This window comes from Arachnia propionica (assembly GCF_003859805.1).
Lineage (GTDB): Bacteria > Actinomycetota > Actinomycetes > Propionibacteriales > Propionibacteriaceae > Arachnia > Arachnia propionica_C.
The window spans coordinates 14,210-32,617 of record NZ_RQZG01000013.1 but is presented as its reverse complement, the minus strand read 5'-3'; the positions used below and the strand labels follow the sequence as shown (position 1 = coordinate 32,617).

General features: G+C 66.5%; 23 protein-coding genes and 1 pseudogene. 12 read left to right on the top strand and 12 right to left on the bottom strand.

The features are described 5' to 3' along the window. The first annotated feature begins 23 nt into the window (after window positions 1–23). Both EII34_RS11110 and EII34_RS11105 read left to right on the top strand, forming a co-directional pair. A complete protein-coding gene (locus tag EII34_RS11110; protein ID WP_221620281.1) occupies window positions 24–536 on the top strand; it encodes a MarR family winged helix-turn-helix transcriptional regulator in 513 nt (170 codons plus the stop codon). Window positions 537–681: 145 nt separating this feature from the next. Then, window positions 682–1,650, top strand: coding sequence for a quinone oxidoreductase family protein (locus EII34_RS11105; RefSeq protein ID WP_124845231.1), 969 nt, complete (start codon window positions 682–684; stop codon window positions 1,648–1,650). Between the two features lie 76 nt (window positions 1,651–1,726). Here EII34_RS11105 and EII34_RS11100 read toward each other — a convergent pair whose 3' ends face one another. Then, the gene (locus EII34_RS11100) at window positions 1,727–2,608 is read right to left on the bottom strand and encodes a DUF4862 family protein (protein WP_124845230.1); all 882 of its coding nucleotides are present in this window, start codon (window positions 2,606–2,608) and stop codon (window positions 1,727–1,729) included. 204 nt (window positions 2,609–2,812) lie between these two features. Continuing rightward, window positions 2,813–3,136, bottom strand: coding sequence for a hypothetical protein (locus EII34_RS11095; protein ID WP_395858086.1), 324 nt, complete (start codon window positions 3,134–3,136; stop codon window positions 2,813–2,815). A 281-nt stretch (window positions 3,137–3,417) separates the two neighbouring features. On the opposite strand from EII34_RS11095, the gene EII34_RS11090 reads away from it, so the two are divergent. From EII34_RS11090 to EII34_RS11070, 5 genes are all read left to right on the top strand, one after another. Continuing rightward, on the top strand, window positions 3,418–4,059 hold the full coding sequence (locus EII34_RS11090; RefSeq protein ID WP_124845228.1) for an RNA polymerase subunit sigma-70: 642 nt from the start codon (window positions 3,418–3,420) through the stop codon (window positions 4,057–4,059). Window positions 4,060–4,168: 109 nt separating this feature from the next. Beyond that, window positions 4,169–4,561 carry a peptidase inhibitor family I36 protein gene (locus EII34_RS11085; RefSeq protein WP_124845227.1) on the top strand — a complete coding sequence of 131 codons (393 nt, stop codon included), beginning with the start codon at window positions 4,169–4,171 and terminating at the stop codon, window positions 4,559–4,561. A gap of 80 nt (window positions 4,562–4,641) precedes the next feature. Further along, window positions 4,642–5,403, top strand: a complete 762-nt coding sequence (locus EII34_RS11080; RefSeq protein WP_124845226.1) for a hypothetical protein — start codon at window positions 4,642–4,644, stop codon at window positions 5,401–5,403. Continuing rightward, complete coding sequence (locus EII34_RS11075; protein ID WP_124845225.1) at window positions 5,400–6,449, top strand: efflux RND transporter periplasmic adaptor subunit; 1,050 nt, start codon at window positions 5,400–5,402, stop codon at window positions 6,447–6,449. The genes EII34_RS11080 and EII34_RS11075 overlap by 4 nt, the downstream gene beginning before the upstream one ends. Before the next feature lie 2 nt (window positions 6,450–6,451). Beyond that, complete coding sequence (locus tag EII34_RS11070; RefSeq protein WP_124845224.1) at window positions 6,452–8,380, top strand: ABC transporter ATP-binding protein/permease; 1,929 nt, start codon at window positions 6,452–6,454, stop codon at window positions 8,378–8,380. A gap of 6 nt (window positions 8,381–8,386) precedes the next feature. Here the strand turns inward: EII34_RS11070 and ppk2 are convergent, their stop codons facing one another. From ppk2 to EII34_RS11050, 4 genes are all read right to left on the bottom strand, one after another. Further along, window positions 8,387–9,322 (bottom strand): polyphosphate kinase 2, encoded by a 936-nt coding sequence (ppk2, locus tag EII34_RS11065; RefSeq protein ID WP_124845223.1) that lies wholly within the window; start codon window positions 9,320–9,322, stop codon window positions 8,387–8,389. Window positions 9,323–9,433: 111 nt separating this feature from the next. Then, window positions 9,434–10,171, bottom strand: a complete 738-nt coding sequence (locus tag EII34_RS11060; protein WP_124845222.1) for a helical backbone metal receptor — start codon at window positions 10,169–10,171, stop codon at window positions 9,434–9,436. Between the two features lie 36 nt (window positions 10,172–10,207). Then, window positions 10,208–11,497: an ATP-binding protein gene (locus EII34_RS11055; RefSeq protein ID WP_221620280.1), complete on the bottom strand. Its 1,290-nt coding sequence runs from the start codon at window positions 11,495–11,497 to the stop codon at window positions 10,208–10,210. 189 nt (window positions 11,498–11,686) lie between these two features. Beyond that, window positions 11,687–12,367, bottom strand: a complete 681-nt coding sequence (locus EII34_RS11050) for an MFS transporter (protein WP_124845221.1) — start codon at window positions 12,365–12,367, stop codon at window positions 11,687–11,689. A gap of 32 nt (window positions 12,368–12,399) precedes the next feature. Between EII34_RS11050 and EII34_RS16830 the strand changes: the two are divergent. Both EII34_RS16830 and EII34_RS16010 read left to right on the top strand, forming a co-directional pair. Further along, window positions 12,400–12,522: pseudogene (locus EII34_RS16830) on the top strand (TetR/AcrR family transcriptional regulator); the annotation flags it as partial. 175 nt (window positions 12,523–12,697) lie between these two features. Continuing rightward, a complete protein-coding gene (locus EII34_RS16010; protein WP_185711305.1) occupies window positions 12,698–12,913 on the top strand; it encodes a hypothetical protein in 216 nt (71 codons plus the stop codon). Between the two features lie 18 nt (window positions 12,914–12,931). Here EII34_RS16010 and EII34_RS11040 read toward each other — a convergent pair whose 3' ends face one another. Together EII34_RS11040 and EII34_RS16005 are read right to left on the bottom strand one after the other, a co-directional pair. Continuing rightward, window positions 12,932–13,285, bottom strand: a complete 354-nt coding sequence (locus EII34_RS11040) for a hypothetical protein (RefSeq protein ID WP_124845219.1) — start codon at window positions 13,283–13,285, stop codon at window positions 12,932–12,934. A 37-nt stretch (window positions 13,286–13,322) separates the two neighbouring features. Further along, entirely contained in the window at window positions 13,323–13,463 is a 141-nt protein-coding gene (locus EII34_RS16005; RefSeq protein ID WP_185711304.1) for a hypothetical protein, read from the bottom strand. Window positions 13,464–13,644: 181 nt separating this feature from the next. Between EII34_RS16005 and tpx the strand changes: the two genes are divergently transcribed. Beyond that, window positions 13,645–14,139 carry a thiol peroxidase gene (tpx, locus tag EII34_RS11035; protein WP_124845218.1) on the top strand — a complete coding sequence of 165 codons (495 nt, stop codon included), beginning with the start codon at window positions 13,645–13,647 and terminating at the stop codon, window positions 14,137–14,139. 119 nt (window positions 14,140–14,258) lie between these two features. Here the strand turns inward: tpx and ygfZ are convergent, their stop codons facing one another. Together ygfZ and EII34_RS11025 are read right to left on the bottom strand one after the other, a co-directional pair. Beyond that, entirely contained in the window at window positions 14,259–15,191 is a 933-nt protein-coding gene (gene ygfZ / locus EII34_RS11030) for a CAF17-like 4Fe-4S cluster assembly/insertion protein YgfZ (RefSeq protein WP_124845217.1), read from the bottom strand. Further along, entirely contained in the window at window positions 15,188–15,703 is a 516-nt protein-coding gene (locus EII34_RS11025; protein WP_124845216.1) for a heme-binding beta-barrel domain-containing protein, read from the bottom strand. Before EII34_RS11025 ends, ygfZ begins: the two co-directional genes overlap by 4 nt. 183 nt (window positions 15,704–15,886) lie before the next feature. Between EII34_RS11025 and EII34_RS11020 the strand changes: the two genes are divergently transcribed. Both EII34_RS11020 and dtd read left to right on the top strand, forming a co-directional pair. Continuing rightward, entirely contained in the window at window positions 15,887–16,705 is an 819-nt protein-coding gene (locus tag EII34_RS11020) for a hypothetical protein (protein ID WP_124845215.1), read from the top strand. 12 nt (window positions 16,706–16,717) lie between these two features. Continuing rightward, complete coding sequence (gene dtd, locus EII34_RS11015) at window positions 16,718–17,155, top strand: D-aminoacyl-tRNA deacylase (RefSeq protein ID WP_124845214.1); 438 nt, start codon at window positions 16,718–16,720, stop codon at window positions 17,153–17,155. Here dtd and EII34_RS11010 read toward each other — a convergent pair whose 3' ends face one another. After that, window positions 17,156–17,566, bottom strand: a complete 411-nt coding sequence (locus tag EII34_RS11010) for an arsenate-mycothiol transferase ArsC (protein WP_124845213.1) — start codon at window positions 17,564–17,566, stop codon at window positions 17,156–17,158. 119 nt (window positions 17,567–17,685) lie between these two features. Beyond that, a complete protein-coding gene (locus EII34_RS11005) occupies window positions 17,686–18,378 on the bottom strand; it encodes a discoidin domain-containing protein (protein ID WP_124845212.1) in 693 nt (230 codons plus the stop codon). Window positions 18,379–18,408: the final 30 nt, after the last annotated feature.

Here is an 18,408-nt window from a genome sequence, read left to right as displayed (position 1 = left end):
GTGTTGCCCCTTATTCTGATGAGGTGACCGACACGGATACCCCCTCGTTCCGCCTGACTCACCCTCGACGTGGCGAGGAGGAGTTCGCCGAGGACTCCGCCGCCCGGCTCGGGTCGCACATCAAGGCAGCCGAGCAGGCACTGCTGACGGCGAAGTCCGAGGCGTTGCGCCCGTTCGGTCTGACGGTGGCACAGTATGCGGTGTTGATGTCGTTGTACTACATGCCTGAGCAGTCGTCGGCTCAGCTCGCGCGGGTCGCGGCGGTCACGGCGCAGACGATGAGTCAGACACTTGACAAACTTGAAGCCAAGGGGTTCGTGACCCGGACCCCCTCGAAGGTGCATCGCAGGATACTGGTGGTCTCCCTGACTCCTGAGGGCGAGGCCCTTGTTCTGCGCGCAGACGAGGCACCACGAGCAATCGAGCAGCGTTTGGGTGAGACCTTCACCGATGCGGAACGTGTTCAGCTGCGTGACCTGTTGCGACGGGCCACCGCCTCGCTGCAAGGCGGCCCCGGCGAGCAGGAGAACTCATAGCTCCGTTCGGTGGCGAGAGCTCTGTCTGGATGATGCCCACCTCGTGGCGCCGAGGGCGGCATGCTGCCTTCAGTGACGCACCCCCCACTTGATGTAAGTAACCTGATATAATTCAGTATACTTGCACTCTGGAAGGATGCAGTACATGAAGGCTGTACAGATCACGAGCTACGACGGGCCTGATGCACTGAGCTACGACGAAGTCCCCACTCCCGAGCCGAAACAGGGACAGATCTCACTTGATGTCGAGTTCGCTGGGGCGAACTACGTCGAAGCCCTGTTCGCAGGCGGGCTCGTTCCTGCTCCCCTGCCCTGGGTCCCGGGGATCGAGGTCTCCGGCCGGGTACGTGCGCTCGGCGAGGGCGTCACCGGGTTCACATCCGGCGATCAGGTCGCGGCATTGACGATCAACGACGGAGGCGGCTACGGGCAGGTTGCCGTCACCCAGGCCGGGCTCGTGGCACCACTACCGGCTGGCATGGACCCTGCCCTGGCAGCAGTGGTGCCGTCGAACACGACCACCGCTCTGATCACGCTTGAGCGCATCGCACACCTGGCTCCCGGTGAGCATGTGCTCGTCCACGCTGCCGCCGGAGGGCTCGGATCGCAGTTCGGGCAAGTCGCCCGCTTCCTCGGTGCCGACCGCGTCGTGGGGGTCGTCGGCAGCCAGGAGAAAAGACAGGCTGCACTCGACCTGGGGTATGACGAGGTCTGGCTTCGCGCCGAGATCGACAACGCGAAGCCAAATCAGTTCGACGTGATCGCAGACCCTGTCTCCGGCCCGGGACGACGGACAAGCCTGGGACTGCTGCGGCTGGGCGGCAGACTCCTCGCCGTCGGGGACGCAGCCCAGGCCGGAGACCAGGGGATCAGCAGCAACATGCTGTGGTTCGGCGGAATCGGAGTTCTCGGATTCAACCTCGGCACCCTCTCCGCAGCTGATCCGAATCTGGTCGGCTCCTACCTGCGCCGAGCCCTGAACCTGGTGGCCACCGGCGAGATCACCGTGCACCTCACCGAGCAGGCTCCGATCCAGGACGCCCCACGGGTGCTCGCCGCACTGCGTGGCGGCACGACCCTCGGCAAGACCGTCCTCGTCCACGAGACCACCTGAAAAGGCCACGCAGACAAGGCGGAATCCACTGCGGTCACACTGGGGCGACCGCCGATCCCCGAGACATCACCCGAGGTCAGCGCAGCAGGTCGATGACCGAGGCGATGACCCCCAGTCGGGTCTCGACGTCCGCGTCGGAGGGGGCCTGGACCTTTGCCCCGGTGTAGGCCACGTCCCCCGCTGCTGTCAGGCACTCGGCCACCCGCTGCGGGGTCATGAGCGAGCTGGGTTCGTCGCTGGACAGGGGCAGGTGGAGGTCCGCCCAGGCCGCTCCCCACCGGGTGTCGGAGGCTCCGGCCCCGGAGAACATCAGCCCGCGCAGCCTGCCCCGGGCTACCAGGGTCTCGACGTGGTGGCGGGGGCGCTCCGGGTCGTGGGCCTCCAGCGCGGAACGACCCCAGTTGACCGCGAACCCGAATCCGGGGGCCGCCTCCAGCTCGGCCTCCAGGCTGAGGAAACGTTTCTCGCCCGGGATGGCCGGGTCGTGGGCGTCGCAGTGCTCGATGACCAGCTCCGTGGTGAAGCCCTGGGCCTCGGTGAGCTCCGTCAGGGAGCGGGCGAAGGCAGCGCCGTCGGCGGTGACCGAGGGGGCGGAGTGGATGTGCAGCCAGGCGATGCTCTGCTCGCCGAGGCGTTGGTTGAGGTCCTCGGCGGCGCGACGGATCTCGGTGACCCAGGCGACGGCGCGGGCCCGGCCCTCCTCGTCGGGTGAGGCCAGCCCGAAGGTGGCGTCGCGCCAGACCCGCTGCATCGTTCCGGGGATAGCGGTGACCACCGAGCGGGTGAACCTACCCTGCACCTGGGCGGCGAACCATTCGGGATCCGTGTGGAGGGTGTCCACGAAGGGAATCTCCAAACCCTCGGCCAGTCCGCGCCCGGCCAGTTCGTCGTAGAAGCGCTCCTGATCGGCACGCTCAGCGGGCAGGGCGGCGTAGGCACCGACGACAAGGTGTTTCATGCGGATCCTTCCAGACGAGTGACCCCACGATAGTGGTTGGGCCGTGTTGTGGAGGTGCAGTCGGGGTGAGGACATTCCTGACGGGTTGGGTGAGGTGATCACTGACCAGCTGCCTCCGGCACTGGAGGGTGCTGGTCACGATGGCGAGGAAACGGATCATCCGGTCCGGCGCGCCGCCGCCCGGCGTGACCTGTGCACCAGGACCTACCCATGCATCCAGAGCACCACCCCCGCCCAGGCCCCGGCCCACAGGGTGCTGCCGAGGGTGCCGATGATGAAACGCTCACTCTTCGCGGCGTCGGGAGTGCTCAGCTCGGGGTAGCGGCCGAATCCCTTGACGCCGAGCACGATGGCGATGCCTGCCGGGAACCCGGCGACGATGCAGGTGTAGATGCCGACCCGCTCCAGCAGGCCGATCCAGGTGCCACCGGGCATCTGTTGGCCCGCTCTCTCCAGCCTCAGGTCCACCAGCTCGGGTCCGCCACTGCCCGCCACGGCCGCCTCCCGTCGGGCGGCGGCACGCTGGATCTGCCAGTCGACCACCTTGAACAGGCCACGGATCACCGGCGTCCCGGCGAGCGTGGCGGCCAGGAAACCTGCGACGAGGACGACGCTCCACACGATGGGGTTCATGTCCCCACTGTTCCAGACGGGACCGACATTTCTCGCACCCCACCCCAGCAGCGCTCCCCGAACACGAATCACGGAGGAAAACGCTGGAACCGCCCCCGCCGACGACGGTGAACCGTCTGTCACCAGCGGTTCGTGACCGTCACCCTCACCGACACGAGTTAAGTTATTATCTTTATATGAGTAAAGTTCAGGTTTTTTCTGAATGTGTGGCGTTGCTCGGGGATGTGGTGGGTTCCCGTGACTCCCGACGTGCCGTCGTCCATGACGCCATCCTGACCGCGATCACGGCCACCAATACCGCCGTGGTGGCCCTCGACCCACTGCGGGTCACCGTCGGGGACGAGCTCCAGGGCGTCTACACCACCCTCGGTGACGCCGTCTCAGCCACCATGATGCTGCGCGACGAACTGCTGGGGACGGCGGAGCTCAGGGTCGGCCTGGGGGGAGGCGAGCTCCAGGTGGTCGATGCGAGACGCGGCATCCAGGACGGCTCGGCCTGGTGGAACGCCCGGGACGCGATCGTGACGGCCAAGGCCCTCGCCCTCCGCCCGGGGTACCACACGACCCGGACCGCCCTCATCGACCATCGCGCCGTCGCGAACCCGTTGGTCGATCCCCTGCTGAGACTCCTCGATGCTCACCTCGCCGACCTGAGGGAGGGCTCACGCCGCACCTGGCGCGACTTCCGGGGCGGTCTGTCGAACCGGGACCTGGCCGCCCGCGAGGGGGTCTCCGCCTCCGCGATCTCCCAGCGCATCAACAACACCGGTCTGCGCCCCCTGAAGGAGGTCGTCGACGCGCTCACCTCGCTGCCGTGAGGCCCCAGCCGGAGCAACAGATGACCTTTGGCCAGAGATCTCACCACAACCTTGCCCTCCCTGTGCGGGTGATGTAGCTTCCTCCCCAGGAGGAACTCAAGGAGAAGCCATGTCAAGGATGAAAAAACTCCTCGCCACTCTCACAGTGGTTGCAGCGCTCAGCCTGCATTCATTCGGCACGCCAGCCCCCGCCCACGCGGCCGCCTCCGACTGCTGGAACTCAGGCGCTGTCGGGTGCCTGTGGGATGGAGCCAGGTATGGAAACCCCATCGCCCCCCTCTCTTCAACCACGAACGGCCCTTGCCAAATTCATGACCTGGCAGGCTGGAACAACCGAACCTCATCGGTGTGGAACAACTCGGTCTGGACACAGCGCATGTGGACCAACAAGAAGTTCACAGGATCGCAGCTGACCATTCGTAAGCAGTCCGGGATCTCCTCCCTGAGCAGCAGGTTCAACAACAACTTGGAAAGCTGGAAAGGGCATTGTTCCGGCCTATGAGGTGGACCACGCTGTGGGCTTCTGTACTGCTGATGCTGACTGCCTGTCAGCCAGGAAAGCCTGAGCCTGACCCATCCCCGGTGGAGACCCGGGCTGCGGTGCTGGACTGGGAGTCCTCGGACATCACCCTTCCCATCGACGCCTACGGCATGAGCAGGGCGGAGATCCACCGGGTGGAGGCCGCAGCCTCCATCGAGCTCGCCCGGTGCGTCACCAGGCAGGACCGGGTCAGTGATGACGTGGTCGCCGAGGCCCGTCGGGCCATCGAGCCACTGCGCCCGGACCATTGGGCCACGCACTGGCTGTTCGGATTCTGGAATGCAGACTACATCGCGGCACACGGTTGGCGACCGTTCCCCGAAGGTCCCGAGCCACCAAGCTGGATCGACGCGGATGAGTCCACCATCTCCTCCTGCTTAGAGCGCGACCCTCTCACGACCCTGCAGCCGGTGCACAGCAGCATGACGGACTCAGCGTCAACACTGCTCATGGAGATCAACGGGGAATCCCTGGAACGGGCCGAAGGAACCGAGGAATTCACCGCTCTGATCTCCCAGCGTGCCTCCTGTGTCACCGAAAAGGGTCACCGAACGGATTCAGACAGCTCCCTGCGCAATGTCGAATTCCCTGCCGAGGACGAGGAGAGCATGCTCAGGGCCGCCTTGGTCGAGGCCCAGTGCAGCGATTTCTTAGGGGTGACCCAACGCCTCGGCGACCTCGTCGCCAACTTTCAGACAGACCTAATCCGAGAGCACCGGGCGGAACTTCTCAGCGTCAAGGCAGAGGCCGATTCCCGGGTGGCACGGGCCAACAAAATCCTGGCCGAGGTGGGGATCCAATGAGGCGACCATTCGGCTGGCTCATCGGGTTCGCCGTCGGGGCACTGACCGGAGCCCTCGCCGTCGCAATGCTGCATCCATCGGTGGATGATTCGGCCATCGAGAATGCGCGCCGTGTCGTCCCTGTCACCGCGACGGTGGAGCTACGAGCGGAGCGGGAGCGCCATTCACTCACGGCTGAGGTCGTCATCGCCGACCCTGTCGCACTCTCCCCCGCCCCACAACCCGACCCGATGGTGGTCACAGTGCCACGCCTGGCTCCCGGCGATCCCGTGCGCATGGGTGACGTGGCAGCCGAGGTCTCCGGCATCGTGATCATCGCCCTGCCGAACTGGGTACCACTCCACCGTGACCTCACCGTCGGGAACCACGGGGCCGACGTGGCCGCCCTGGAACGTGTGCTCGTGGCACGCGGTGTCCTGGCCGAGGCCGACGACGTGGCCGATGCAGCCACCCGAAATGCCGTCAACGAACTGCTGACCTCGCAAGGAGCCCCACCACAGAGCGACGACGTGGTGCTGTTGCACTCCCAAGGACTGCGACTTCCCGGCGATGAGGCCACCGTCACCGCCGCCGCTGGCGCCGGGGACCCCCTCGACCCGGAGCACCCCCTGCTCGAGGTGCGCACCGCAGCGCCGGTGTTCCGTGCCCGCGCCGACCTGCTCCAGAGCGACACATTCACTGTGGGAACTGAGGTCACCATCTCCGACTCCGCCGGGAAATCAAGCACGAGCACCGTCACCGCGGTCTCCGAGTTCATGGCGGCCGGTACCGGGGTACCCGCAGGTCACGACATCACGGTCTCGGTTCCGGAAGGTCTTGCCATCTCCACGGGGCAACGGGTCACGATCAGCGACACCGAACCCATCGAGAACCGCCCCGCCGTTCCGCTCACCGCCCTACGCATGGATGGGAACCAGGCCTACGTGATGGTGGTGGAGGACGAAACTCGACGACATGACGTGACCCCAACCGGCCAGGCCAACGGTTGGGTGGTGTTGCAGCCAGGAGACCTGGCCGAGGGAACCGCAGTCCTGGTGCACGGTTGACCATGGCTACCTCGATTCTGGCTGAGGGGCTCAGCAAATCCTTGCCCGATGGTGGCGGCCATGCCCTGGCCGATGTGGATCTTCGCATCGAGGAAGGAGAATTCGTCGCCGTCGTGGGTGCTTCCGGCTCCGGGAAGACGACGCTGCTGTCCCTGATCGGCCTCTTGGCCGAACCTTCTTCCGGCACGCTCAGCCTCATGGGCCACCGGAGTGCTGAACTGACCGGGCAGCAGCGGAACCAGTTACGCGGGACACGGATCGGTTTCGTCTTCCAGAACTCCTACGTGCTGGGCGAGCGCACCGTCTCCGAGAACATTGCACTGCCCTGTCGGGTCCAGGGCATGACCACCGAGGAAACTCGTGACCGTGTGCTGACGGCCGCTCGACAGGTTGGACTGATCGAGCGGATCGACGACCGGGCGGGATCGCTCTCCGGTGGGGAGAAACAACGGGTGGCCCTGGCCCGCGCCCTGGTGACCCGCCCTGACCTGCTCCTGGCTGACGAACCGACCGGGGCTCTCGATGAGCACAACACCACCCGGCTGCTCGACCTGATCCACGAGGTCAACGAGGCCGGAACGACGGTGATCGTCGCCACCCACGACCCGGAGGTCGCCGCCAGGGCACACCGCATCATCCGCCTCTCGGACGGCAGGGTCGTCGCCGATGACGGAAGGACCACCACACGCGAGGACTCGAGGGCCCGGGAGGACCGCGAAGCTGAGGCCCCGCCCGTCACCCCCCGGCTGCTCTCCGAGCTGCACCATGAATTCCAGGAGGCAGCCACCGCCGTCGTGACACATCCCCGACACGTCATCTGGGTGTTGCTGGCCTACATTCTCGGGATCACTGCTCTGGTCTCGGCCATCGGCCTGACCGCCAGCACCACCGGAGCCGTGGTGACCCAGCTCACAGCCACTGGCAGCAGTGAGGTGCGGGTCCATCCACCTGCGTCACTGTCCGCAGAGCACTTCCACGGCACTGCCCCCGAGGATGGCCTCACAAGACTGCAACAGCTGACCGGGGTGCGTGCGGTCGCTCCGGTCAGTCTTCACTCCGCGACCGCGAACCAGGTCAAACGCCTGGCACTGCCTGGTGGGCCACGATTCACCGGAAACATCGTGCAGACCAACGCATCGGGCATCGCGCTACGTGGCGGGGTGGCAGAGACCGGTTCCCTCGACGTGTTCGATCTTCCTGAGGTCGGCTGCGTGGCTGCTCTTGGCGCTGAAGCCGCAGGGGAACTTGGAGTCGCCTCGGCCGAGGTCGGCATCAGCGTCCTGCTCAACAGCCGTCCAGTGAGCGTGGCAGCGACACTGGCTCCGATCGGTGACGTGCTTGCCGACCGGGAGATCCTGTTGTCCGCCGGGTGCTCAGCACTACTGGCCGAACCCGATCAGCGCTACTGGCTGGTCACCACTCTTCCCGGTTTCGCCGAACCCGTGGCGCAGGCCGCACCCGTCGCACTCGCACCGGAGAATCCCGGCGCTTTCCAGGTCTCCGCCGTCGCCCAGCTGCGCGAACTGCAGGCCGGGGTGCGCGATGACCTGGCGCAGCTGCTGACCGTCGTCGGGACGGTGATCCTGGTGCTGTCGGCCACCACCGCCGGCATCTCCTTGTTCCTTTCAGTCCAGCATCGTGCACCACAGATCGCCCTTCGGCGTGCCGTGGGCGCCAGTCGGCTCTCCATCTGGCGGATGTTCACCATGGAGGGATTGCTGATCGGTTTCCTTGGCGGCTGCTTCGGCGTCGGTGTGGGAGTGGCAGCCACGTGGGCACTGTGTACGGTTCACGACCTGCCGTTGCGCCTTGGACTCAGCACTGTGATCGGCGGGCTCACCATCAGCGTGGTGGCAGGAATCTGTGCCGCGGCCTATCCCGCATGGCACGCGGCGACCCGGGACCCTGCAGCCATCCTTCGCACACTGTAGGAGTAGTCAGTCCTCGTTCTCCTCCGGTTGGACGATCTCGCCGTCGGCATTCTGCTTCGCCCACTTCTTGCGACCCCGCTGCACGATCAGGGGATCGGTCGGTGTGATGACGGAGGCGTCCTTGTCGTCGTAGTCATGGCTCTCCAGGAACAGCCGCATCGCATTGAGCCGGGCCCGTTTCTTGTCGTTGGACTTGATCCGGTACCACGGGGCCAGTTCCGTGTCGGTCTGCTTCAGCATCGCGGATTTCGCCGCCGTGTAGTCCTCCCAGCGGTCCAGCGACTCCAGGTCCATCGGGGAAAGCTTCCAGCGTCGCACCGGGTCCAGCTGTCGGATGGCGAAGCGGGTGCGCTGTTCCCGCTGGGTGACGGAGAACCACAGCTTGGTCACGGTGATGCCCGATTCGATGAGCATCTGCTCGAAGAGCGGGGCCTGACGCATGAAGGTCTGGTACTCCTGATCGGTGCAGAACCCCATCACCCGCTCCACCCCGGCCCGGTTGTACCAGGAGCGGTCGAACAGCACGATCTCCCCCGCGGTGGGCAGGTGCTTGATGTAGCGCTGGAAGTACCACTGCCCCCGCTCGGTCTCGCTCGGCTTGTTGAGTGCGACGACACGGGCACCGCGCGGGTTGAGGTGCTCGGTGAAGCGTTTGATGGCCCCACCCTTGCCCGCGGCGTCGCGTCCCTCGAACAGGATGATGTGCTTGGTACCGTTGTCCTGCGCGGAGTACTGGAACTTCAGCAGCTCGATCTGCAGCTGCCGCTTCTCCGCCTCGTACTCCTCCCGGCTCAACAACTCGTCGTAGGGGTACTTGTCACGCCACGTCTCCACGGCATCGCCCAGCGGATCGATGAGGTACTGGTCCTCGCCATGGACGTCCCCGACGGTGTAGCCCTGGTCACGGACCATGTCGATGAACTCACGCAGGTTCTGGTTCATGACCCAAGGGTGTCACAGGCCCGGGACCGGGACCAGAGGGTTCATCGACAACGATCAGTCGGTGTTCTTGACCGACCTCGACGATTTCGGGAGCAGGTGGGAGCTCCACCATCAGCCACGAGCGAGCACCGCCTCCAGCTGGCCCCTGGCCTCCACCATGGCGGGCCCGTACCAGAAGAGTGACCGTCCCGTCACCGGATACGACGGGGCTGGCGCGGGCACGTCGGTACCGGTGAACGGGTAGGGCTCATCGGGCAGCAGCACCAGGTGGGGATCCCGTCGGAGGGTGTCGCTGAGGTCGAGATGCGGGTAACGCATCTCATCGACGACATTGGTCAGGCCGAGGTGACGCAGCACGTCGTCGGGATAGGTGCCCTGCCCCACCCAGATCCAGGGGTCACGCCAGACGGGAACGGCGACGCTGCCCGTCAGGCGCGCAGGCCTCGCCCAGACCTCACGTGCCGCATCCAGCCAGCTGACCTCCGGGATCCGGAAGACCTCCTTGAACAGTCGGCCGAAGCTGGCGAGGGCGTCGGACACCGAGTCGATGCGGGTCACCCAGACGGGGACACCGGCGGCCCGCAGACGCGCGACGTCGACGCTGCGGTTCTCCTCCTGGTTGGCCACCACCAGGTCGGGTCGAAGCCTCGTGATGAGCGCACGATCGGGGTTCTTGGTTCCCCGCACCCTCACGACGTCGAGTCCTGTCGGTGCGGTGCACCAGTCGGTGGCCGCGACGAGCCTGCCGGGCAGGGTGACGGCGATCGCCTCGGTCAAGGACGGCACGAGCGAGACCACCCGTCGAGGTGAGCGCGGCAGCGGGACCTCGAAACCCAGATCATCGAACATGGTCCCATTCTCTGCCCACGGCTCCTCATCACCTGCCTACCCCTGTGCACGGCCCTGAAACCTGGTGGCCGGGCCTTTGGACCAGGTGTTCATCCTCCCTTGATCGTTCAACGGGTCCGCCATCAGGAAGTCCACGATGTTGACGTGCTCGATGCCGTTGCGGCCCCGCGTGATGGGGTCCATGCTGACCACCGTCTTGGGGTGGTTGTCCGGGATCGCCTCGAGGACGCCGAACTCACGGCCCGCCGTCGCCTGGTCCGCCAGGAGGTAACTGACCTGCACGTACCACGTCCGCTCCCCGCGCCGGGCCACGAAGTCCACCTCCTTGGCCCCACGCCAACCGACCTCCACCGTGTAGCCCCGCGACCGCAGCTCCCCGTGGACGATGTTCTCGAGCGCCAGCTCCACATCAGCACGGTTGTCGAAGCCGAGGGCGGTTCTCAGCCCTTGGTCCACCACGTAGTACTTCTCGTCGGCGCGCAGCAGCTGCTTGCTGACGACATCCAGCCTCGGCACCTTGTCCACGAGGTAGGCCTCGGCGCAGTGTCTGAGATAGGCGAGCACGGTGTCCACGCTCACCGAGCGCCCCTCACTCCTGATGTACCTGCTCACCGACTGGGCGGAGAAGGTCCGCCCCACATGTGCGACGCAGTAGCGCAGAATCCGCCGGAACATGTCCACGTCACGGATCGAGAAGTGTTCGATCACGTCCTTGACCACGACGGTGTCGAGCAGGCTGTCGAGGTACTGCACTGCGGCCTGCGTGTCCGCGTCGAAGTATTTCAGCACCGGGAATCCTCCCAGGACCAGGTAACGCTCGAAGAGCTCCTGGGTCTCGGATCGGGTGGCACCGTCGGGGTGGCGCAGCTCCACGAACTCCCTGAAGGCCAGGGGGCGGATCGGGAACTCGACGAAACGCCCGGCCAGATGGGTGCTCAGTTCGCTCGCGAGCATCGTGGAGTTGGAGCCGGTGAGGTAGAGGTCACAGTTCCAGTCCACCCGCAACGCATTGACCACGTCCTCCCATCCCGGCACCTGCTGAATCTCGTCGAGGAAGACGTGGGCCCGGGCGTTCCTGTCCGGCAGCAGCGCACCCAGGTGCTCCATCAGGGCGGATGCGGTGCGAATGTCCAGCCCTTCCCGGGACTCCAGGTTGAGTCTCACCTGCCTGGCCTGTGGGTCCTTGACGGCGGCTTCATCGGCCACCATGTCGAGCAGCGTCGACTTCCCGCAGCGCCTCACCCCGGTCAGGATCTTGACCACCGGAACATCCATGAACGGGCGGATGCGTTCCAGGTAGCGGGGCCGATCAACGATCCGTTCCACGACGACGCCCTCCCTCCGTTTTGTCGATCATAGTCGACAAAACAGGTCAACATGGCCTGGTTGTCGATCATGACCGACAAGTAAGAGGGTGCGCGGTGAGGTGGGATCGTCGCGAGGATCGTCATGGCGGTCTCGCTGATCGCCGCGGCCTGCCCCGACTGCTCGGGGCGGACCGAACTCATGATGAGGTCATTGGTGAGGGTCATCCCCACACCGGCCCCGAGGCCGACGAGGCACAGGGCGACGGCGCTCTGCCAGGGCTTGGTCTCGGGGGTCAGGGCGAGCAGCATGGCGCCCCCCAGCGGTGACGAGGACCCCGATGGAGACGAGCACCGAGGCGGGGAACCGCTTGACCAGCGCCACCAGCGCGGCCCCCGCCGCCAGCACGAGCAGGAGCACCATGACCGGGATGTTCATCAGGAAGGCCGCGTGCCAGCTGAAGGTCTCGATGATCCAGCCGCCGACGATCGGCCCCGCCGCGGCTCCGAGCGCCCCCGCCGCGGACCAGACGGCCATGGCGGTGCTTCGCTGGTCGCGGTCGAGGAACATGTTGCGGATCAGGGAGAGCGTCCCCGGCATGATCGCAGCCCCCGCGACACCGAGCAGTGCGCGGGCCGCGATCAGCATCCAGGGCTCGGTGGACATCGCCCCCGCAACTGAGGCGGCGGCGAAGAAGAACGCTCCGATCAGCAACGCCCTGCGACGTCCGAAACGGTCACCGAGCGAGGACATGGTGACGAGCAGTCCCGCGAGCATCAGGGCGTAGATGTCCAGCAGCCACAGCTGCTCGGCACCGGATGGCTCGAGGTCGGCCGCGATCTCGGGCAGCGCGAAGATCAGCACCATCCCGTCGATGGCGATGAGCAGCATCGGCAGCACGAGTACGGCCAGGCCGCCCCAGGATGATCGCAGCTGCCCTCACGGTGGCCGAGGAGCACGGCACCAGCGCTGTCACCCTTGATTCGGTGGCCGAACAGGCCAAGGTGACCAAGAAGGGCCTGCTCTACCACTTCCCCAGCAAGCACGCCCTGATCGCCGGAATCCACGAACACCTCGCCGCCCGCTTCGACCAGGCACTCCTCGAGGCCACCGGGAAGGAGCCCGAATCGGCGAGCCTGACGGAACGGACCCGGGGCTACATCCGTGTCGCCCTCGAGACCCCGAACACCGTGGAACTGCAGTTCATCCTGGAAGCCAGGGGTGAGCCCTACTGGCTGGCCCCGTGGGAGCGGGTCAACCATCGCTGGTTCCCCGACGAGCCCCCCCGTCGAGGAACTCGACACCCTCGCCCTGCGTTGCCTGATCGCACGGATGGCGGCCGACGGCTCCTGGGGTCAGGAGAGCACCCGACCCGCCCCGATGAGCCCTCAGGCCCGAGCACGCCTGACCCGGGAGATCCTGGCCCTCCTCGACTGACCGACGACCACCGGCCCGTCAGCTGCGCGCCGCCCTCCTGCGCCGCAGGAGGAAGAACGTCAACCCACACACGAGGTACCCCGCCGTCGCGGACGCGACGATCCTGAACAACATGTCAATGTGAGCAGGCTCCTCAGCGTACGGGTCGACGGTGAACCACAGCCACGCAGTGACCACACCCAGCAGGATGATGGCCATGATCCCAAGCACCCACCAGAGGTCATGCCCTCCCTCTCGCTGCCGCCCGAGTGCCCACCCCACCAACAGCAACGGGAATGCGAGCGGGATGACGAGGAACGAGATCGACGACGGCAGACACAGCACCGCCGCGGCGACCACCAGGGAGGGCAGGAATCTGCGGGTGTTGTTCACGCTCCCATTCTCCGCTGCCCGCATCAGGGGTCGCTCTTCACCTCACCACGACGGTGCAGGTCGTCGGCTCGCCGATCTGCCAGCATTCCTCCTGGCCGTTCCCGAAGAAACAGGCCCGAGCCCCGGTCACCTCGACGACCTCGGGAGCCGTCCGGGCACTGCTGTTGGTCCCCGCCACAGGAATGCTGACGACCTCCCCGACGGCGATCTCGAAGTCCCGCTCGTCCGGGTCCGCGTCACGTTCACCCGCACCGCAACACCTGCATCAGGCCCTCCCGGAGTCACTCTGCCCCCCAGGGGTCCACCCGGAGGGTTCATGTCGGTTTCCATGATTTGGGCGGATCAGTCATCATGCTTGCATGACTGATATCACCCTGGGCGGCAACCCCGTCCGCACCCACGGTTCCCTCCCCGAGGTCGGGACGACGGCTCCGAACTTCGAACTGGTCGGCACCGATCTCGGGGCCATCAAGCTCTCGGACTTCGCCGGTTCCCGCGTCGTGCTCAACATCTTCCCCTCGGTGGACACCGGGGTCTGCGCCCAGAGCGTGCGCACCTTCAACGAGCGCGCCGCCGGACTGGCCAACACCAAGGTGCTGTGCATCTCCCGCGACCTGCCCTTCGCCCTCAGCCGGTTCTGCGGGGCCGAGGGCATCGAGGACGTCGTCGTCGCCTCCGACTTCCGCACCACCCTGGGCGAGGACTACGGGGTCACCATGGTCAACGGCCCCCTGGAGGGTCTGCTGTCGCGCGCGGTCGTCGTGCTCGACGAGCAGGGCAAGGTCCTCCACACCGAGCAGGTTCCCGAGATCAAGACCGAGCCCGACTACGAGGCCGCCCTCGCCGTCCTCTGACCAGCCGACCCGGGTGAGCCACGAACCTGCGGGTTGCCTGCACGAAGGCGTGATTCAACGCTGTCGGAAAAGTGCACCAGCGGTTCGTGCCCACCCGGGCGCAGGGGCATGGTCAACCCTCAGCCGAGGCGCGGCCTGACGTGGAGCCCCACCTCCGGGTCCACCAGTACCTCCTGTGCGGCGACGATACCGTCGACGGTGAGCGCGGCATCGACGGGGACGTTGCGTTTCACCAGGCCCAGGGCGATCGGCCCCAGTTCGTGGTGCCTGGCAGACGCCCCGACGAAACCGACCTCCCGACCATCGCGCACCAGTGGCGCCCCGACCGCAGGCAGGGCCTCGGCCGACCCGTCGAGGTGCAGCAACACCAACCGACGCGGCGGCCGCCCCAGTGTGTGGACCCGGGCCACCGTCTCCTGCCCCCGATAGCAGCCCTTGTCCAGGTGGGTGCCGAACAGGCCGATCTCGTTGGGTATCGTCCGGTGGTCCGTGTCGACGAAGATCCTCGGCACCCCGGCGGCGATGCGGTGGGCGTCGAAGGCCCAGGTTCCAGCCATCACACCCTCGGGCGACGCCTCGTCCCGGGGGCGCAGCACCGCCCGTCCCCCCAGCCACGGCCACGACACCCACTGCTCGGGCAACGCCACCTGATCGCCCACCCAGGACAGGGCCAGGTCGTCGCGGATCGAGACCTCCACCCGCATCATGAACCTCATCCGCTCCAGGAAGTCCACCAAGGCGGCACCCCGGCCCGGCTCGGTCCAGCCGACGAGACTCTCACCGTCGTCGACCCCACTGAGCACGTGCTCGACGTGCCCGTTCGGGGAGAGCACCAGCATCTCGACCGGTGTTCCCGGGGCGAGCTCCGTCAGGTGCTGGCTGGTCAGCGAGTGCAACCAGGCCAGCCGGTCCACACCCCTGATCTGGATGACGTCACGGTTCGACAGATCCACCACGGCGCCCCCCGCCGCGACCGCTCTGGCCTCGGCGACGGGGTTGCCGAAGTGCCAGGCCAGGCCCTGATCGACCCCGCTCTCGACGGTGACGCTCACTGCTTGCTCAGCCGTGCCCACATGTGGGGCCGCAGTTCATGCTCGGTGGTGGCCCGGTCCAGCGCGTACATCAGGTCGCCCTCCACCTTGCCGTAGAGCCGCTGACCTGCGGTGTGCGGAACCAGCGCCCCCTCGGTGCGCACCACGGCGTCGGTCAGCAGGTCGATGCGGGTGACCTGGATCTTGCCGAGCAACACCTCGGTCCAGCCGTCGGAGTTGGTCAGCGTCACCTCCAACGAGGCATCCGCCTTGGGGCGCCAGAACCCGGTCTCCATGCCCAACGGCTGGTCGAACCTGCCCTCGTCGGACATCCCGAAGGCCTGGGAGACGTAGAACAGGTAGTTGCCACCGTTGTGGCTGAACTCGATGATCTGCTCGAAGGTGAAGTCGTTGCCCTGCTCATCGGTGCCGTTGCCGCTGCCCTCCCAGCGCCCCACCAGCCAGCCGAGCGCGATCAGCTCCGGGTTGAGCCCTTCCGGGGCCTCGATGTCGATACCCGTGAGTTCTGCCATGTCAGTCCTTCCACCTGGTCACCTGGCCGATCACCAGCCACAGCGCCGCAGCCGCCACCGCGACGGCGGCGACGATCAGCACCCAGACCGAGATCATGCCCATGCCCCGCAACGATACCCGGCTGCACCGACAGAATCCGTCCCCACCGATCCCATGTCCCGGTGATTTCCTACACTGCCCCCATGACGACACCTCATCCCGCGTCCGCCCTGCCGACCACGCCCAGACCACGTCGTGGCCTCGTCATCACCACGGCGCTCCTGGCGCTGGCCCTGATCGTCAGTCTCGCCTTCAACGTCCTGCACATCACGCACCCCACCGGTTCGTCCACCGACCGGTCGTTCGCCTCACCCAGGGAGGCCGCCGAGTTCTACGTCACGGCCCTCGGCGAGGGGCAGGTGCAGGAGCTGATCGAGGCCCAGGCCAGCACCACCCTGGTCGAGCACTACGACATCAAGGCAGCCCTTGATCAGTTCAACGGGACTTGGGTGTACCAGCCATATTCTCCTTCTCCGCTCCCCCTGCAGGGCGAGATCACCACTGAGCTGTGGACACAGCAGTTCCGCTCGGGCGCGACCACCATCGTCACCCGTCAGCTCGCCACGCTGACCGCCACGAAGGAGGTGGATCTCGACAGACCGGTGCACGCCTCCCCTGATGAGATCCTCGCCACATTCGACGCCACGCACCTGAAGGATCTGGAGATCAAGCAGCTGCGGGTCGTCGCCGACCACGGTCCCGCTCTGAAGGCCATCCTCGAGAAGGAGCAGCGCGTCACCTCAGCACAGGCGACCTCAGAGGTCCTCATCGAGTTGAACTCCGGCCACATGCTCGCCATCGGACTCATCCAGTACGACGACCGCTGGTTCATCACCCCGTGGTTCGCGAGCGTGGTCGCCACCACAGCAGGTCTGCCGCCACACAGAGTGGCCCCTTTCCGGAAAGATGGCTTCGCCGAGGTAATCGCCAACCTGGAACAGCAGGGCATCACCTTCGAGTGATAGACATGCCCCATGCGTGCAGTGATCTCCCGGGTCTCGTCGGCCAGCGTCACGGTCGACGGTGACGTCATCGCCCACCTGCCCCGCCCCGGCCTGCTGGTGCTGCTCGGGGTGGGACTGAGCGACGACCTCGCCGTCGCGCAGGCCCTGGCCCGCAAGACGTGGGGCCTGAGGATCCTGGACGGCGAGGTCTCCGCCAGCGACGTGGACGCACCCATCCTGGTGGTCAGCCAGTTCACCCTCCACGCCAGCACCCGCAAGGGGCGCCGTCCCGGCTGGTCGAAGGCCGCACCGGGTGCCGTCTCGGAGCCCCTGGTGGAGGCCTACGCCGCCGCGCTGGAGGAACTGGGCGCGACGGTGTCACGGGGTCGCTTCGGAGCGGACATGCAGGTGGCCTCCGTCAACGACGGACCGTTCACCATCCTCATCGACACGGAGAACTGGGACTGATCAGCTGATCCCCAGTTCCTGCAGCAGAGCGACCACGCGGTCGTCCAGCTCGTCGCGGATCAGGTCCATGCGGGTCTCACCCTGGATGCCGTGCGCGGACGGCTCGTCCAGGTGCCACGTCTCGATGGTGCCCCGCATCTCCGGGTTGGCTGTGACCACCGCCTCGTAGCCGATCACCACCACCTTGTCGACGGTGTTGAACACCTCGGGATCGACGGGCTTGGGGGCCTCACCGTCCAGGTGCACCCCGAGACGCCCCAGACTGGCCCGGGTCTCCTCCGGGATGCCGGTGGCAGGTCTCGTGCCCGCCGAGAACACCTCCACCCGACCGCCCGATCGTTCGCGCATCAGTGCCGCCGCCATCTGGCTCTTCCCGCTGTTCCGGGAGCAGACGAACAGGACGCTTGGCATGGGGTGGCTCCTTGTCAGGCCGCAGGGACTACGCGTCAGAGATTACAGTCATCGCAGTTCGACGGCAGCCCGATGAGCGCCTCCAGCGCCCACCTTTCACCCGACGGGCCTGGACATTCTCACATCGTGGTGAGGAATTCGACGTCCGCTATGGACACCTGGTCCACCCCACCGGCGGGTTGGGTGGCGGAGACGATGGTCAGCGTGACCCTGCCGGTCTCCGTGTTGGGGAACCGGAGTTCCTGCGGCAGATCTGCGACGCCGCCGAGTGGTTGCGACGCCCAGGACCCGTCGTCGAAGGTCCACCTGACCGCAGTGATCATGCGTTCCTTGGTGGTTCCCTGGGGCACGAGTGGGTTGCCCGTCGCCAACCTCACCCCGACGAGTTCCACCGGCTTTCCGAGGTCGAAGGTGATGGACTCCTCCACCCCGGACCCGGGACAGGTCCAGATGGTCTCCACCATGGCGTCCAGCAGGTTCCCTGGTTCGGCACCGTCGGTGCAGGTGCTCGTCACGTCCAGTGCCCTGACGGCGCGGGCGCGCCCGGTGTAGGGAACGGCCGGCCTGGCCTGCGCCGAGGAGATGCTCGGGATCGATGTGGGGGTGACCTCCTGACCGTGGAGCAGCACGGAACGCATCCCGGCGAACCCGATGAGGAAGCTGGCCAGCGCACAGGCGATCACCAGGGACAAGGGCATCCCCTGCATCCGCCTCAGCGGTCCGGGGATCGGGTCGGGGCCGGCAGTGTCTGAACGCACCTTGGGTTCGCTCGGGGTCTGCCGAAAGTACTCATCGGGCAGACGGTTGGACATGCAGACATGGTAGAGGATGCTCGTTCCGCG